Here is a 16,266-nt window from a genome sequence, read left to right as displayed (position 1 = left end):
ATCACTCCTTTTAAAGTAGACGTGTTTTCAAGACGCCAGGAATTTGATTCAGTCGGTCGAGCGAAATCAACTCGTCCGCATGGTTATCGATATCGATGATCGTATAGGCAATAGCATCTTTACTACCATTGATCATATTCGCGATATTGATCGACTCTTGTGCTAACACGGAGGCAATTTGACCGACCATATTCGGAATGTTATGGTGAGCAATCGTAATCCGTCGTTTTCCGGTGAACGGTAACTCGACAGCTGGGAAATTGACAGCATTACGGATGTTTCCTGTCTCAAGGAACAGACGCAGTTGATCGACCGCCATGATGGCACAGTTTTCCTCCGCTTCACTCGTTGATGCCCCGATATGCGGCAAAGCGATGACCCGTGGAAGGGACAAGATGAAGGCATTCGGGAAATCCGTCACATAATTAGCCAGACGACCAGACCGGAGTACATCGGCTAACGCTTGTTCATCGACGAGTTCGCCACGAGAGAAGTTGAGCAACGTCGCGCCGTTCTTCATCTTTGACAAGAGTGATGCATCGAGTAAGCCTGTCGTAGCGTCAACGAGCGGAAGATGCAACGTGATGTAGTCGTTTGTCGCGAGCAGATCCTCAAGCTGTGTTGCCCGCTGAATTTGATTTGAGACACGCCAAGCGGACTCAACGGACATATGTGGATCATAGCCTGTAACGGTCATGCCAAGCTCATGGAGAGTGTTGGCTAAGTTCGCGCCGATTGCTCCAAGTCCTACGATCCCGATTCGTTTCCCGAGCAACTCCGTTCCGACAAATTGTTTTTTGTTCGCTTCAATCCGCTCCGGAATATCCGGTCCGCGTAAGTTGTTCGTCCAAAGTAGACTGGGGACGAGCTTTCGCGCTGTTAAGAATAAGCTGCCGATGACAAGTTCCTTGACGGCATTTGCATTAGCGCCTGGTGTCGAAAAGACAGGAATCCCGCGATTCGCAAGTTGATTAAGTGGAATCGTATTGACACCGACGCCAGCTCGGGCTACGGCTTTAAGACTATCCGGGAAGCGCATGTCATGTAAATCCTTGCTGCGGACGAGAAAGGCATCTGGTTGTTCTGTTTCTCGCTGAACGTGATAGTCGTCTGTGAATCGTTTTAATCCTTTATCCGATAAATCGTTCCATAGTTGAATTTGATACATTTAGCGTTCCCCCTGTTCAAAACGGTGCATGATATGAATTAGTGCTGTAACCCCTTCGGTCGGCATCGCATTGTAGAGACTCGCGCGCATTCCACCAATTGAGCGATGACCGGCAAGATTGATCAAATCGTGACGCTCAGCGAAGTTCAAGAAAGCAGCGTCTTCCGATTCGCTTCCAGTCGAAAATGGAATGTTCATCCGGCTTCGATCCTTGATGGCTACATTATTATAAAAAAGAGTGGATTGATCAATTGCTTCATATAACATACGTGCTTGTGAGACGTTTCTTGCCTCAATCGTCTCGAGTCCCGTATCTTCAATCCACTCGAGTACTAATTTCGTCATATAAAGACTAAACGTCGGTGGCGTGTTATAAAGAGATCGCTGTTTGGCATGGATGTCATACCGTAAGTAGGCACCAATCGTATCAGGGACACGATCAAGCAACTCATTCTTTACAATGACGACCGTTAAACCAGCGACACCAAGGTTTTTTTGAGCACCAGCATACAACACATCGAATGACTCGATTGGCAATGGTTCAGACAAAATCGATGACGAGACATCAGCGACGAGTGGCACATCGACATGAGGCGGTGTCTGATAAGTCGTCCCTTCGAGCGTATTGTTCCAAGTGATGTGCAAATAGTCGGCTGTTGACGTGAACGGACCTTCTGGAATGAAGCGATATCCGTGATCAGCGGAAGAGGCGAGCACGTTGACCGTGGCGTACAGTTTGGCATCTGCAATCGCCTTCGTCGACCAGCCGCCGGTATCGATGAAATCAATCCGTCCGGTCTTCGTCGCCAGATTTTGCGGTAACATCGCGAACTGAAGTGTAGCTCCTCCTTGAAGAAACAATACGGAGTACGAATCGGGAATCGACATCAGTCTCCGTAAGGATTGTTCAGCTGCCTCCCGAATCGATTCGAAGATTGGCGAACGATGACTCATTTCAAAAACGGATTGTCCTGAATTTTCATAATCGAGTAGCTCGGATTGAGCTTTCAATAGGACCGGGGCAGGAAGGACTGCTGGACCGGCAGAAAAGTTATAAACCGTCATGAGGAACACTCCTTCTTGAATTTTCAGAAAATATGTACCACTCAAGTGTAACGGAATGAAAAATGAGAAGCAATTCCAACTGACGATGAATGGAAAATGAAAACAAAAACATCCCTTGAATCCGTTACGAAGGATCAAGAGATGTCAATTGACCAAAGTGCCATTTCCAACCATCTGACGTAGCACGATAGATGGATACGATCCGGAAACGACCAACGTATTGAGTTGTCCCGTATTCAAATCGGTCTTCTGTCAAACTATACTGGATTGCCGTATCTTCGAAATGATCAATGTATGAAAAATCATCGGTCCGGGATAACCAGCGGATGTTTGCAGGATCCACGTAATGATCGAGGTAGGTCTCGGCATCAAATGACCGCCCTAATGCATCGATGAACGTAAAATCGGGAGATAATAGATGCGAGACTTGTGATAAATCTCCTTTTAGCATAGCATCTTGAAGGTGTTGCATCGTTTGTTCGAGTGTCATGTTACATCTCCTTTCTTCCTGAATCGCTAGTGTAGCATATTTAAACAAAAAAAGACCCTGCGTGAGCAGGGTCTAAAAGAAATTAAAGTTTTACAACGTTAGTTGCTTGTGGTCCACGTTGACCTTCTTCAACTTCGAAAGAAACCTCTTGACCTTCGTCAAGTGATTTGAAACCTTCAGATTGGATTGCTGAGAAGTGTACGAATACGTCGTCTCCGCTTTCGCGCTCGATGAAGCCGAATCCTTTTTCTGCGTTAAACCATTTTACTTTACCTTGTTCCATGTGTATTGCCTCCTGCGTGTGACTGGCACACTGATTATTACTACCGTGATCAATTTCATCGAATATAAAGTGAAACACTTCGTATCTCCACCGAACAACAATAATTACTTAATAATATAGCATGCCCGTATCAAAAAAGAAAGGACAAAACAAAAAAAGAACAAAGTAAGCTGTTCTTCTATAAATACATCATTGAATTAAAGGGTTCATTTTACCTGTGGCGAAAGAGTATAACGGATTCTTTCAATTAAGTCGGAATATGTTCTCTTTTACTACTGAGTTGTCGTAATGTATGCAAAATGAATCCTTGGAAGTTCGGGTAACGTGTTGGTTGTTCCCAAACAGTGCGGAATAATTCGGTCATTGCAGAATGAATAAGTGCTTCATCGACCTGTGTACGATGAAATAAAAGAAAGAGTGTTTTTTCGTAACGATCGTATAATCGTTCGAGAGCAAAAGGATCGCGTCGTTTGATTTGATTGAGCAAATCAGTGTCTGAATACATAGGTCACTCCTTCTTCGACAGTTTTCTTTATAGCATGCTGTCACTGTAATGTAATGAACTATTATGTAGATTCCCGCTGGATGATTTATGAAACACGCAAACTTCTTGAACTAAAGATAATAATTTAAAGGAGGAAAAATGATGTTGCCTATTTATATTCGCCCGTATGTCTTAGATGATGCGGCAGTTATTCTTGAGATGAACTTACGAAATCGTGAACACTTCGAATACTGGATGCCAGTTAAGCCGTTACCCGAACAGTACACGTTAGAGGGGCAGCGGGAACGAATTTTTCGTCATCAGGAGTTGATGAAACAAGATGCGTATTATGCTTACGGTGTTTTTTTAACGGAGAATGATCAATTGATTGGCGATGTCTCAGCGATGTTCATCCAGCGTGGACCAGCCGAGACGTGCATGATCGGCTATCAGTTAGATGAAGCTTATGGCGGAAAAGGATTTATGGCTCAAGCAGTTGGATTGTTCGTAGACCATCTATTTGATGTCCATCAGTTCCACCGGATTCGTGCTGAGGTCATGCCGGGGAACATCGGATCAATCCGAGTTCTTGAAAAAGTCGGATTTCGTAAAGAAGGAATCGCGAAACAAAACCTCTTCATCAATGATGCCTGGGAAGATTTTATTCTGTTTGCTCTATTAAAAGAAGACCGGGAGGAGTCACGTCATGCCAATCTCTGATTATTATGCCAATCTACGGCGACACGTCGGAACACAACGTCTGTTTACACCATGCGTCGCAGCAATCATTCGAAACGAAGCAGGGCATATCCTTTTCCAGGATCCAGGTGGTCCGTTTTGGAGTTTGCCTGCCGGGGCGATTGAACTAGGAGAATCCCCTGCACAAGCAGTCATTCGCGAAGTCTATGAAGAAACGGGTCTATTCGTTCGACCCGTCCGACTAATCGCGACATTTGGTGGGGAATCGTTTCGACTTACGTACCCTGACGGAAACGAGGTCGAGTATGTAGCAACGATGTTCGAATGTGAGGTAGTCAGTGGGACGCTCGAGGCCATTGATGGGGAATCTAAGCAACTGGCTTATTTTCCAAAAAATGAGCGTCCGCCACTTGCATTGCCTTATCCTGATCAAGTGTTTGAGAAATCGGAGGCATCGAGTTTTTTCGAGTGGGAAGAACAATGGTTGACTGATTTACAACAACAATATTGTTAAAATCCGAACATTATTTTTTTGTTTACTAAAAAAGTTCATGAAAAATCTTAAAAACACGAAAATTTCTTTGACACCATGATAACAGTTCGTTATAGTGGTCAAGGGGCGAATGATTATCGCCGATATACAAAAAATATTCGTTATTAGAGGTGTTATTCATGGATGTAGTATTCGATTATGAAGATATTCAATTAATTCCAGCAAAATCAATCGTTGGTAGTCGTTCGGAATGTGATACGTCAGTCGAGTTCGGCGGTCGTCGTTTCAAGCTTCCGGTCGTACCCGCAAACATGCAAACGATCATTGATGAATCGATTGCTTTGTTCTTAGCTGAAGGCGATTATTTCTATATCATGCATCGATTCGAACCGGCACGTCGCCTAGCGTTCGTTCGTATGATGCAAGAGCGTCAACTGTTCGCTTCGATTAGCGTCGGTGTCAAGGAAGAAGAATATCAGCTGATCGAACAGCTCGCGACAGAGGGGCTAACTCCTGAATACATCACAATTGATATCGCACACGGTCATTCGGAAGCAGTCATTCAGATGATTCGCCACATCAAGTCGCTTTTACCAACAAGTTTCGTTATTGCTGGAAACGTCGGTACACCGGAAGCGGTACGCGAACTTGAGAACGCAGGAGCAGACGCAACAAAAGTCGGGATTGGACCAGGTAAAGTTTGTATCACGAAAATTAAAACAGGGTTCGGTACAGGTGGTTGGCAACTCGCAGCACTTCGTTGGTGTGCGAAGGCAGCAAGCAAACCGATTATCGCCGATGGTGGTATTCGGACGCATGGGGATATCGCGAAGTCGGTTCGGTTCGGTGCTTCGATGGTCATGATCGGTTCACTTTTCGCAGGGCATGAAGAATCGCCTGGTGAGACACATGAAGTGGACGGGGTGCTCGTCAAGGAATATTTCGGTTCTGCTTCTGAGTTCCAAAAAGGCGAACGCAAGAATGTTGAAGGGAAAAAGATGTTCGTCGAGCATAAAGGAAGTCTAGCAGATACATTGATTGAAATGGAGCAAGATTTGCAATCAGCGATCTCATACGCTGGTGGAAATAAATTGAAGGCGATTCGGACGGTCGACTACGTTGTCGTCAAAAACTCGATCTTCAACGGTGATAAAGTATTTTAAGTATGATGAATCCGCTCTTAACAGAGCGGACTTTTTTTGTTTCCTTAGCATAACTCTTCCATAGGAGGGGTATAAGTCAAATGGACCAAAAAATTCGGAATATTTTGGATAGGGAGTGATTGACATGCTATTTGAAACGACATCGTACTTAATTGAAAAATTCGCAACCGTTCGCAACCAAACGATCGCCTTAATCGAACCGCTCGAAGCAGAGGATTTCATCATTCAAGCTAGTTCAGACGTGAGTCCGCCAAAATGGCACATTGCTCATACGACTTGGTTTTTTGAACGGATGATACTACAGGAATATAGTGAAAACTATCAAGTCTTCCATCCGAAATACAATTATTTGTTTAACTCGTACTACAATTCAATCGGACCTTATCAACCTCGTCAACAACGGGGAATGTTGTCACGTCCGACCGTCGAGGACATCATCGCTTACAGGGCATATGTCGATGGACAAATGATCGAGTTCTTGAAAGAAGAACGGACTCCAGAAGACCAACGAAAAATCGAAGCATTGGTCGAGATGGGACTACAACACGAACAACAACATCAGGAATTGATTTTGATGGACGTGAAGTATAACTTTTTCACGAATCCGTTATTACCTGCCTATCAGTCAAAGTCGTTAGAACCAGACGTGCCTGAAAATGCACTCATGGAAACATCCTTTATTCCATTTGAGGAAGGACTCGTCGAGATTGGTCATACAGGAGACGGTTTTGCGTTTGATAACGAGAGTCCGCGCCATAAAACGTGGCTGCATCCGTTTGAACTCGCGACACGTCCTGTCACGAACGGGGAGTATTTGGCGTTTATTGAAGCAGGTGGCTATGAAAAGTCAGAGTATTGGTTATCTGATGGCTTTGCGACGGTTCAAAAAGAAGGCTGGAAAGCGCCATTATATTGGATGAAGGATGACGCGGGAGAATGGACGATCTTTACGATGAATGGCGTCGAACCATTGCGGCTCGACGAACCAGTCTGTCACGTTAGCTTTTATGAGGCGGATGCTTACAGCCGTTTTAAAGGGAAGCGTTTGCCGACAGAAGCGGAATGGGAATGGGCTTCTCGTCAAGTCGATTCCGTTACGAAGCGCAACATGATGGGAAACGGTACGTTTCATCCAGTCGTAGTCAAAGAGTCAGAGACGACGCTTGCAAGCATGTTCGGTAACGTCTGGGAATGGACATCAAGTCCTTATAGTTCGTACCCAGGCAGTAAACCACTCGAGGGAGCACTTGGAGAGTACAATGCGAAGTTCATGTGTAATCAAATGGTACTACGTGGAGGAGCGTGCGTGACGCCTGACGATCATATTCGCGAGACGTACCGAAACTTCTTCCCACCCGATAAACGCTGGTTATTTGGCGGCTTCCGATTGGCGGGTGATATGTGATGCGCGAGACGGTCATTGGGTACGATTTATATACGCCGCAACAAAACATGCGTTTAGAAGTCATCGAAGGTCTGATGCGCGAACAAAAAGTCTTACCTGCGAAATATTTTTATGATCATATCGGCTCCCAGTTGTTCGAGCAGATCACGCAACAACCGGAATATTATCCGACACGAACGGAACTTGCTATCTTGGAGCAACACCGAGCGGAAATCGCTCAGAGTATTGGGGATGTGCATACACTGATCGAATATGGAAGCGGAAGCAGTCGTAAAATCCAGATGTTGCTTGAGACGTTTACGCACTTGGATACGTACATGCCGATCGACATCTCAAAAGACTTTTTGATGGAATCTGCTCGTCAATTATCGGAGCGGTATCCTGCATTGCATATTAAAGCTGTTTGTGGAGATTATTCACAAGCCATTTCCTTACCGGTAGAGGAATCTCAAAAACGGGTCATCTTTTTCCCGGGTTCGACGATCGGGAACTTTGAACCGGAGGAATCGATGCACTTTTTACGTCATTCATCGCGGATCCTTGAAAGTGGAGATGGATTCTTGATCGGCGTTGATCTAAAAAAATCGACCGATGTCCTTGAACGTGCTTATAACGATGTAGCCGGTGTCACGGCAGCATTCAATTTGAACATGTTGACGCATTTGAATCAGATGCTCGAGGGAACGTTTGATGTGACACGATTCGAACATCATGCTTTTTATAATGAAGAAAAAGGACGAATCGAAATGCATCTTCGGAGTCAACTTGATCAACTCGTGCAAGTTGGAGGTGTGACGGTTCCGTTTAAACAGGGGGAGACGGTTCATACGGAAAACTCCTATAAGTATAGTAAAGAAGAGTTTGAGACACTTGCCCGTCAAAGTGGTTTTCATTCAGTCAATTGTTGGATCGATGACGATGAACGATTCAGCGTGCATTATTTAGAAAAAATGTAACGGCGTCATAATTAAAAAACACTCCTACACGTAAGCTTCCGTTAAAAGCATGACTGGGGAGTGTTTTTCATAGGTTAAAGTGTCTTATTCGATCCGTGCACCTTCAGGTATCGGATGTTCCGGCACGACGAGAATCGGCATCCATTGCTCTGAACGCCCAATCTCAAGCACTCGTCCGGACTCTTTTGGCGTACGACCAGGTACGTTGAGTACAGCAATCGCTTGTTTTCCAAACAGCTCGTGGACATCAGGTCGTAGTGAATCCCAAGCGAGTGAAAAAGAACGTGTAAATCCGTCGAATTGTAGCTCAAGCTGAATTGAGCCATCCGTGCGATTCGAAATCGACTGGATCGTACCGACACGAATATCTAAAGCATCAAATAATTCAAGTGAAACTACTGGTTTCATGGACAATGACGTACTTCCTTTCAAAAAGCATAAAGTGAGTTAGGAGTCGAAAGAGACGTATGTCGGCTCATAGGTCTGCCATTCGATATCAAGCGTTTGATGATTTGCAAGCTTCGCTAATTGGCTACCGAGATAAGGTCCGATCGTCAAACCGGATGCGCCGAGTCCGTTTGCTAAGAACACGTTTGGATGATTTTGAAGCGGTCCGATTACTGGTAACGAGTTTTTTGTATAGGGACGTAAGCCGATACGGAGTTCATCAATTGTCGTTTCCTCGAGACTTGGTAAGACAGGTAAAGCACGATTCAATAAAGCATGCATTCCTTTGACGGTCGGCTTTAAGTTGTAATCGGTCTGTTTCTCGTGTGTCGAACCGACGATCAGTTTCTTTTCGTGGATCGAAACCAGGTACAATCCGCGTTGTCCCATGACGACTGGCCACGTCGTTGATGTAGAATCCGTCAAGTCGAGTTGTAGGATTTGTCCCTTCTCTGGGTGCAAATCGATTTTAAGGTCAAGTGGCCGAAGAAGGTCATTCAACCAAACGCCTGCCGTTAAAATGAAGTGGTCTGCCGAGTACTGTTCGTTTTCCATGGTTATACCGGTGACGACTCCTTTGTCTACGACAAGAGATGCATCTCCTTCTAGTACAGTCGCACCGTGTTCGACAGCACCACGGATCATAGCGGCACATAAGGCACGTCCATCAACACGTGCACCGCCAGAGACGAATAAGGCATCTTCGATCTGTTCAACGAGCGGAAACAGCGTTTTGACACGTTCTTGATCGAGTCGTTCGATCCGTTCGATAGCAGGGGCTTCTGGAAAGCGGTTTTGCGCAATCGTCTCCATCTTATTGATTTTTGATGTTTCGTGTAAGGCAATCGCTCCAACTTGCTGATAACCTGTGCTCGTCTCGCCGAGTGCTTCGAGTTCAGGAATCAATGTCTTGTAAAAATGAGCACCGCTATTCGCTAACTTGTACCATGCCTTATTTCGTCGTTGTGTCATCCATGGACAGATGATGCCGGCTGCCGCATGGGAGGCGCGACCGGGTTCCTTCCGATCGACGAGTAAGACGCGTTCACCAGCCTTTGATAAATGATAAGCTGTCGAGGCACCAAGAATTCCGGCACCGACAATGATATGGGTGTACATGAAAAATTCAACTCGATTCTATTCAATTGGAATATCTTATATTGTAGCAGTAGAAGATCCGGGCGACTAGCAAGAGTGAGAATCGGATCGGTAGCACATCGAATAATGGGAAATGATGGGGAAAGTGAACTTTTTCGAAACCAATCACGTATACTAAATATACAATTTCTATAAACTGTGAATTAGATGATTAGAAACAGTTGAATTTGGAAACATACCCTTATAGGCATCATGTACTGTCATCATTGACTTTGAAACGGTCCATCATGAAGGAGGGGAAGGCAATGAATATGAGTCAAGCCATCGTACGCAAACGCTACACGGATCATACTTTATTTTATTCCGCCATCCTAATCTGGAAATTGCTATTTTTCCTGCCACTGCTCATGTTCGTCAACAGTGGCACGGACCATGTGTTTCAAATGTATTTCGTACCGTATCTAACGGTCATCTTGTTGTTTCGCGTGATGACCTACTTCGCGACCTATAAAGCATCTTTTATGGAGATGACGGAAATGGGTCTTTCGCTATCTTTACTCATCGCAGATGTATATTTGATTGCTTTGTTCGATATTCCACTTCCATTTGCCTTGATTATTCTGTCACTCGCTTTACTCCACTTCAGTGCAGCGTTTAGTCGTTTTCGGTGGTTCCGTCGTCGTCTCTGGTTGAATCGACATCTTGAGATCCTCAATTATTTGACGGATCACGGTGAAGTTCCGATTAAAATCGCCGTCATGGCAGAAGATGAAATGCTTGTAACGACGAAAAGCGGTAAAGAATTTACGTATCGTCAAGTATATTGGAGCGGTTTTTATATTGAACATGGTTAATCGTTCATAAGAAAAAGGATTCCCTTTCTGGAATCCTTTTTTGTTGCATTTGAAAAAATATAGTACGCTTAAATAATAAAAGGGGGGAGAGGAACTTGATTCGTTGTATATTGATCGATGCGAACGATACGCTCATTTTGACAGATGATATATTTCGGATACAAGAGCCGGGTATCAAACGCTATTTCGTTGATTTTAATCAACCGACAGATACAGAAAAGCAAAAATTGATCGATGTCTTTGATTTTCATCCGCTGGCGATTGAAGACTGTTTTCATTATTTACAACGTCCGAAGCTCGAGTATTATGCGGATCATAGTTTTTTTGTCCTTCATGCACTTGATGAAGGAACGTTGATGAGTCGTGAAATCAATTTGTTCGCAAGTGATCGGCATCTTGTTAGCTACCATGAGCAATCCTCGCCGGAAATTGACGTCGTGTTTGAACAATACAGTCATTGCCTACACACACAAGAAACGGTCGATCTCGTACATAAAATCATGGATAAGATCGTCGACGGTTATTTTCCGATCGTCCATGCGACAGAAGATGAATTGTTTGCGCTTGAGGAACGCTATCGATCACGCGGAAACGATCGTCGGTTGATGGAAGAAATTTTCGAATTAAGAGCGCAGTTACTTCGAATCTCACGGACAGTCATGCCGATGCGGGACTTATTGTATCGGGTCGTCGAATCGAAGCGGTTATCGATTCATCCGAAGAAGCAAGCATTCTTTCGTGATTTGTATGATCATTTACTAAAGTTATCCGAAATGATTGAATACAACCGATTGATGACATCTGAGTTTCGGGATAACTTCATTTCCCTCAACTCGTACCGGATGAATAGCATCATGAAGACGTTAACGATCTTTACGACGATTTTCATGCCGTTGACGTTCATCGCTGGTATATATGGCATGAACTTTGAACATATGCCAGAACTGACCACCCGGTATGGTTATTTCGTGACGTTAGGGGCAATGGGACTTCTTGCTTTAGTGATGATTCTGTTCTTCAAAAAAAATCGTTGGTTTGATGAATAAGGAGAGATGTAAGTGGATATTCGACAGTTACTTTTTTTTTACGACAATTGTCGAGCAAGGCTATAACTTAACGCGTGCTTCGAAACACTTGTCGATTTCGCAACCGGCGCTTAGTCAGATGATTCGCGACTTCGAACAGCTGGAGCAAGTGGAACTATTCATTCGAAAGCACGGACGGTTGACAGGGTTATCGGAAACGGGAAGTCAATTGTATGAAGATGCGAAGATCGTTCTGACACGTCATCAAGCATTGATGGGGCATCTGCGCGAACGCTCAAACGTCGTCCGAGGGAAAGTCCGTCTTGGAATCCCGCCTGTCATTCTCCCTGTGTTATTTTCACAGTTAATCCCGAAGTTCATGGCGGAACATCCTGGAATTGAACTCGAAATCATCGAAGAAGGGGCGTTTGAACTCAAACGTCGACTGCTACTTGAAGAACTCGATTTGGCCATTTTGATCGAACCAGGTGAATCCTATGGCATTGAACGTTTTCGATTGATTGAAGATGAAGTCGTCGTTGCCGTTCGCCCAAATCATCCGTTTCAAGCAAAAGAAGCTCTATCTTATAGTGATATTGGAAATGAACCACTCGTCATCTTAAATGATCGATTCATGTTACATCATCAAATACTATCGGAGTTTCGCAAAGTGCAGCAAGAACCGAATATCTTCTTCATGTCTGGTGCATGGGACTTGTTGATCGGGATGGTTCAAGAACTCGACGTCATCTCGATCCTACCGGAACCGATTCTGCGATTTCATCATGCGGATGACATTAAGATCATCCCGTTCGAGCCGCCGATGTTATGGGATGTCTCGTTGAACCGACTTGTCGGGACAGAATTACGCCCAGTCGTCCGGCACGTCCATCAATACATCGTCCACTATTTTCAATCGTTCTGGCCAACGCCTGTGCGGTGAAGAAAATACAAAAGACCGGAACGCGTCGCGCTCCGGTCTTTTGTATGGATTGATCATGTTTCACGACGTGACGTGCTGCGTCAGATTGCGAATTTTTGCGGCAGCTTGTTTATAAGGTGTCAGTGTCTCTTGTGCCTGTAACGTCGCACGTTCACTCTCGAGTTGTTCGAGTGCTTGGCGTAACAGGTGCTCTGAAAGGGATGTCAAAGAGACATCTAGATGTGCCGTCGCGACTGTCAGCAAACGCTCTTCTTGAGCAGTAGTGTATGCAAGTGCTTCTTGTTTAGTTAACGTCGCCAGTTCTTCCTTCAGTTGTTCTTTCTCATTCTTCTCAAAGAAGGCTTTCGCATTCCGGAAGTGGCGTTTGACACCAATATAAGGGGTTGCATCCTCGAAGGGTCCGTCGAACGTCATTTCGTTCAACCGAGAGACCGTGACAGGCGCCAGCTGGAAGGATTCGTTCCATTGCTCAAGCAACTGTTGCTCCTCTTGCTGACGACGGATTAAGGCCGCTTCAAGCCATTGGTCGACGCGGAAATGCGTGACCCGGAGCTCCTGCTCAAAGTCGAACCGGAGAAATGTCAACAGTTCCCTCAAGGCCTCCTGTAGTGCTACTCCTTTACTCGTCTGAGCAAAACGAACGGGATTATAGGCTTCTTTGAAGAAGTCAGGAAAACGGTAATAAATGCGTTGTACGACATGGTGCAACAGTTCATGAATCTCTGCTTTGAGTGCAGGTTCGATCAAAGTAGCACGATTGTCCTCGAAACGATCGGTGACCTGCTGTTCTAAAGTAGACAGTTCAGCCAGCCGTTCTTCTTTTCGCAGGAGGTTTGCTTCAGTCGCAACGATAAATCGTTCGAGGCGCTCGACGGTCTTTTCCGTCTGCTCAGACAACGATACTTTAGCAAGACCGGTCAAGTCCTCCGCTAGGAAGTGATGAAATGCTTCCTCGAACTCGGGTAAACCGGAAATGGAATCCGTTCGCTCTTGCTGCTTTTCGGCGAGTCCTTGTAAGCTCGAGACTCCATACAGTCGGGGCGACCGAATCCCGAAGCGTTGCAGTTCCGTAGCGACATAGTTCAAGACATCTTGACGTTCGCTTTCTGACGCAGCGAGATCAATCGCATTGACGAGGAAGAACATCTTATCGAGTTCGAACGCATCTTTGACACGACCGAGTTGAATCAAGAATTCACGGTCAGCGCGAGCAAAGGCATGGTTGAAGTACGTGACGAACAAGATTGCATCCGCATTTTTGATGTAATCGAAGGCGACATCGGTATGACGGACATTGATTGAATCCGCTCCTGGTGTATCAACGAGTGTCACGCCGAGACGAGTTAAGGGACTATCATAATAGAAATCGATGACATCGACGAAACAGCTTCGCTCTTCCTGTGCGACATATTGTTTAAAAGCTTCTTGATCGACCGTCTGGACGGTACCGATGAATGATTGAACGGTTGGGAATCCTGTCAAGAAAGCACGTAAGAACGGATCCGTCAGCGATGCGGCACGTGGTAAGAGCGTATCGTATGCCTGTTTCGTTGACTCGAACGTCATCGTTGCGACCATCGCTTCATTTAAGTCTTCAAGCATCGCTGCTTCCGACTTGAATGTGACTTCTGCCACGCCGTGCGAGTGTGTAGTGTCAACGGGATGAATCCGGTTGATGGACGCGGTCGTTGGGTTCGGAGAGACGGGTAGTACCTTCTCTCCGAGCAAAGCATTGCAAAACGATGATTTTCCGGCACTGAAGGCACCGAATAAGGCAATCGTGAACGATTGGTGTGTCAGTCGATCCAATTTGTCATTTAAATAAGCGACGGCTTTTTCAAAGCCCTGTAGACCATCCAGCTGCTGACGGATTTGAGCGACGTCTTCCGGTGCATAACGGACGGATTGTTGCTCACTGATCGTCTTCGTGAGCTCAAACGCAGTTGTTTCTGTCACCGATTCATACCCGGTAAAGGAAACGATTGTCGCTTCTTGCTGAATCAATTGCTCCTCCCAAACTGAGACTTGCGTCCGAGCCCGTTCGAGTTGTTGGTCAGATGGACTAGCAACGCCATGCTCATATCGCTCGAGTGCTACGGTAGCCTGTTGCCATGCTTGAACGCTATTCCATTTATGCTGTAGTGACGTCTGTTGTTGCAATAGTTCAGCTTGTTCTTTCGGGAAAGTTGCCGTCAACTCTTGACGAACAAGCTCACGCCACGCGTTCGTTTCCTTGACGAACCACGCTTGTGTCTGTTCGGCGACACGATTCGTGAACTGGAGCACTGATTCACCGGTGATCGTAATACCGGTTGGCAAGGCACTTTCGAGTACGGAAAGCGGCGGGGCGAGTGAAAGCTGATCGATCGCGACGATATGCGTATCCTGTAGGAGACCAAGGTCACGTAACGATTGTTTCATCAAGTTACGTAAATGAAGCGAAATTTCAGAAGCGGTCACTGTCTGATAGGCACGGAGCACATCTTGTGCGATCTCTGCTTGAGCCGCTTCCGTTTTTTTCGCGCTACGGAATAATCCAACCTTGAAGTCGCGTTGGCGTGACTCGAGGAAACGGCGCATCTTCTCGCGTAATTCGAACGGCATCAATGTCGCATTTTTCAAGAGTTGATCTCGATGCAACGAAAACGTCTGTACCCAGCGGTCCGGCTGACGTGCTTCTAATTGTTGCGAAACGTGGGCTAATTCGGTTTCGATCGTCTCTGGATCACGTCGTTCAGCGTCATTCAATTGTTCAGCCATCGTCTCGTGGGCTTCTGAAACGAGACGTGTGAGATAACGTGTGTGCTCTTGATGAAGACTTTCAAGCGTTAAAGCGGCAGAAGTCAACAACTTCGGTTGAGCATCACGAATGCTTTGTTTGACGAGCTGTTCGACTTCCATGAAATCGTTATACGGATGATCGGGTTTCCGCAGGCTTGTAAAGAAGATCCCTTTCGGCGCGACACCATGTTCAGCGAAAGATGCATGGACCGAGCGGCGGAAGGCGTCGAATGATAGTTCATCTTCACGATGTTTATCGATTTGATTGACGATTAAATATAGTTCCGGTACGGCAGCTTGTAATTCATTCGTCACCATGAAGTTCAATTCAGATTGAACATGATTGTAGTCCATGACGTAAAACAAGATGTCAGCCAAGTGAAGGGCGGATTCCGTTGATACACGGTGGGCATCATCGACCGAGTCGACGCCTGGTGTATCCATCAAGACGAGACCAGGAGGCAGATCGGACGCAGCATGCGTCAAATCGATTTGACGGACATCACCACTCTTCCCAAGTGTTTTAAGATGCTCCTCTTGCTCTGTTGCTGTTAGACGAACAGAAGGCTGTTCATGAAAGTGAACGATCGCTGAATCAGTGTCCCCTTGTTGAAGTGTCACGATGTTCGCACTCGTCGGAATCGGACTTGTCGGTAAGACCGATTCACCCGTCAAGGCGTTGATCATGCTTGACTTTCCAGCCGAGAAATGACCAGCGAAAGCAATCGTGAACTCTCGTTTCAATAGTTTCATAGCGAATTTATCTAGTTTATCTAAACGGAGTTGATCCGTTGAAGGTTGAATCAACGTGGCGAGTGAAGCTGTCGCTTCGAGTTGGTTCGATAATCGTTCCTCAAATGAGCGCATGCAATGAAACCCCTTTCTTTCAGTCATCGTTCAGTGTATCACGAT

General features: G+C 45.6%; 16 protein-coding genes. 8 read left to right on the top strand and 8 right to left on the bottom strand.

Going from position 1 to position 16,266, the window contains the following annotated elements:
* Positions 1–10: 10 nt before the first annotated feature.
* The 5 genes from B4F99_RS13630 to B4F99_RS13610 all read right to left on the bottom strand — a co-directional run bounded on the left by B4F99_RS13630 (position 11) and on the right by B4F99_RS13610 (position 3,511).
* Positions 11–1,168: a phosphoglycerate dehydrogenase gene (locus B4F99_RS13630; RefSeq protein ID WP_290758937.1), complete on the bottom strand. Its 1,158-nt coding sequence runs from the start codon at positions 1,166–1,168 to the stop codon at positions 11–13.
* Positions 1,169–2,233 (bottom strand): 3-phosphoserine/phosphohydroxythreonine transaminase, encoded by a 1,065-nt coding sequence (gene serC / locus B4F99_RS13625; RefSeq protein WP_290758934.1) that lies wholly within the window; start codon positions 2,231–2,233, stop codon positions 1,169–1,171. It lies immediately after the preceding gene.
* Between the two features lie 124 nt (positions 2,234–2,357).
* Entirely contained in the window at positions 2,358–2,723 is a 366-nt protein-coding gene (locus tag B4F99_RS13620) for a nuclear transport factor 2 family protein (protein ID WP_290758931.1), read from the bottom strand.
* 82 nt (positions 2,724–2,805) lie between these two features.
* Positions 2,806–3,006: a cold-shock protein gene (locus tag B4F99_RS13615; protein ID WP_023468529.1), complete on the bottom strand. Its 201-nt coding sequence runs from the start codon at positions 3,004–3,006 to the stop codon at positions 2,806–2,808.
* Between the two features lie 247 nt (positions 3,007–3,253).
* Complete coding sequence (locus B4F99_RS13610; protein ID WP_290758928.1) at positions 3,254–3,511, bottom strand: hypothetical protein; 258 nt, start codon at positions 3,509–3,511, stop codon at positions 3,254–3,256.
* Between the two features lie 141 nt (positions 3,512–3,652).
* On the opposite strand from B4F99_RS13610, the gene B4F99_RS13605 reads away from it, so the two are divergent.
* The 5 genes from B4F99_RS13605 to egtD all read left to right on the top strand — a co-directional run bounded on the left by B4F99_RS13605 (position 3,653) and on the right by egtD (position 8,206).
* On the top strand, positions 3,653–4,210 hold the full coding sequence (locus B4F99_RS13605; protein WP_290758925.1) for a GNAT family N-acetyltransferase: 558 nt from the start codon (positions 3,653–3,655) through the stop codon (positions 4,208–4,210).
* The gene (locus B4F99_RS13600; RefSeq protein WP_290758922.1) at positions 4,197–4,703 is read left to right on the top strand and encodes an NUDIX domain-containing protein; all 507 of its coding nucleotides are present in this window, start codon (positions 4,197–4,199) and stop codon (positions 4,701–4,703) included. The genes B4F99_RS13605 and B4F99_RS13600 overlap by 14 nt, the downstream gene beginning before the upstream one ends.
* A 158-nt stretch (positions 4,704–4,861) precedes the next feature.
* A complete protein-coding gene (gene guaC / locus B4F99_RS13595; RefSeq protein WP_035407471.1) occupies positions 4,862–5,845 on the top strand; it encodes a GMP reductase in 984 nt (327 codons plus the stop codon).
* A gap of 124 nt (positions 5,846–5,969) precedes the next feature.
* Complete coding sequence (gene egtB, locus B4F99_RS13590) at positions 5,970–7,250, top strand: ergothioneine biosynthesis protein EgtB (RefSeq protein WP_056061882.1); 1,281 nt, start codon at positions 5,970–5,972, stop codon at positions 7,248–7,250.
* Positions 7,250–8,206: an L-histidine N(alpha)-methyltransferase gene (gene egtD / locus B4F99_RS13585; protein ID WP_290758917.1), complete on the top strand. Its 957-nt coding sequence runs from the start codon at positions 7,250–7,252 to the stop codon at positions 8,204–8,206. The genes egtB and egtD overlap by 1 nt, the downstream gene beginning before the upstream one ends.
* Positions 8,207–8,290: 84 nt before the next feature.
* Here the strand turns inward: egtD and B4F99_RS13580 are convergent, their stop codons facing one another.
* Together B4F99_RS13580 and B4F99_RS13575 are read right to left on the bottom strand one after the other, a co-directional pair.
* Positions 8,291–8,614 carry a hypothetical protein gene (locus tag B4F99_RS13580; RefSeq protein ID WP_290758914.1) on the bottom strand — a complete coding sequence of 108 codons (324 nt, stop codon included), beginning with the start codon at positions 8,612–8,614 and terminating at the stop codon, positions 8,291–8,293.
* A gap of 39 nt (positions 8,615–8,653) precedes the next feature.
* Positions 8,654–9,772 carry an NAD(P)/FAD-dependent oxidoreductase gene (locus B4F99_RS13575; protein WP_290758911.1) on the bottom strand — a complete coding sequence of 373 codons (1,119 nt, stop codon included), beginning with the start codon at positions 9,770–9,772 and terminating at the stop codon, positions 8,654–8,656.
* A gap of 284 nt (positions 9,773–10,056) precedes the next feature.
* Here B4F99_RS13575 and B4F99_RS13570 point away from each other — a divergent pair, with 284 nt between their 5' ends.
* From B4F99_RS13570 to B4F99_RS13560, 3 genes are all read left to right on the top strand, one after another.
* Complete coding sequence (locus B4F99_RS13570) at positions 10,057–10,605, top strand: hypothetical protein (RefSeq protein WP_035407488.1); 549 nt, start codon at positions 10,057–10,059, stop codon at positions 10,603–10,605.
* A gap of 95 nt (positions 10,606–10,700) precedes the next feature.
* Positions 10,701–11,651, top strand: a complete 951-nt coding sequence (gene corA / locus B4F99_RS13565; RefSeq protein WP_290758909.1) for a magnesium/cobalt transporter CorA — start codon at positions 10,701–10,703, stop codon at positions 11,649–11,651.
* The gene (locus B4F99_RS13560; RefSeq protein WP_290758907.1) at positions 11,644–12,573 is read left to right on the top strand and encodes a LysR family transcriptional regulator; all 930 of its coding nucleotides are present in this window, start codon (positions 11,644–11,646) and stop codon (positions 12,571–12,573) included. The genes corA and B4F99_RS13560 overlap by 8 nt, the downstream gene beginning before the upstream one ends.
* Positions 12,574–12,633: 60 nt before the next feature.
* Here B4F99_RS13560 and B4F99_RS13555 read toward each other — a convergent pair whose 3' ends face one another.
* On the bottom strand, positions 12,634–16,221 hold the full coding sequence (locus tag B4F99_RS13555) for a dynamin family protein (protein ID WP_290758904.1): 3,588 nt from the start codon (positions 16,219–16,221) through the stop codon (positions 12,634–12,636).
* Between the last annotated feature and the right edge of the window lie 45 nt (positions 16,222–16,266).

Source organism: Exiguobacterium sp. UBA3491 (genome assembly GCF_002377745.1).
In the GTDB taxonomy this organism is placed as follows: Bacteria; Bacillota; Bacilli; order Exiguobacteriales; family Exiguobacteriaceae; genus Exiguobacterium_A.
This window is presented reverse-complemented; position numbering and strand designations above follow the sequence as displayed.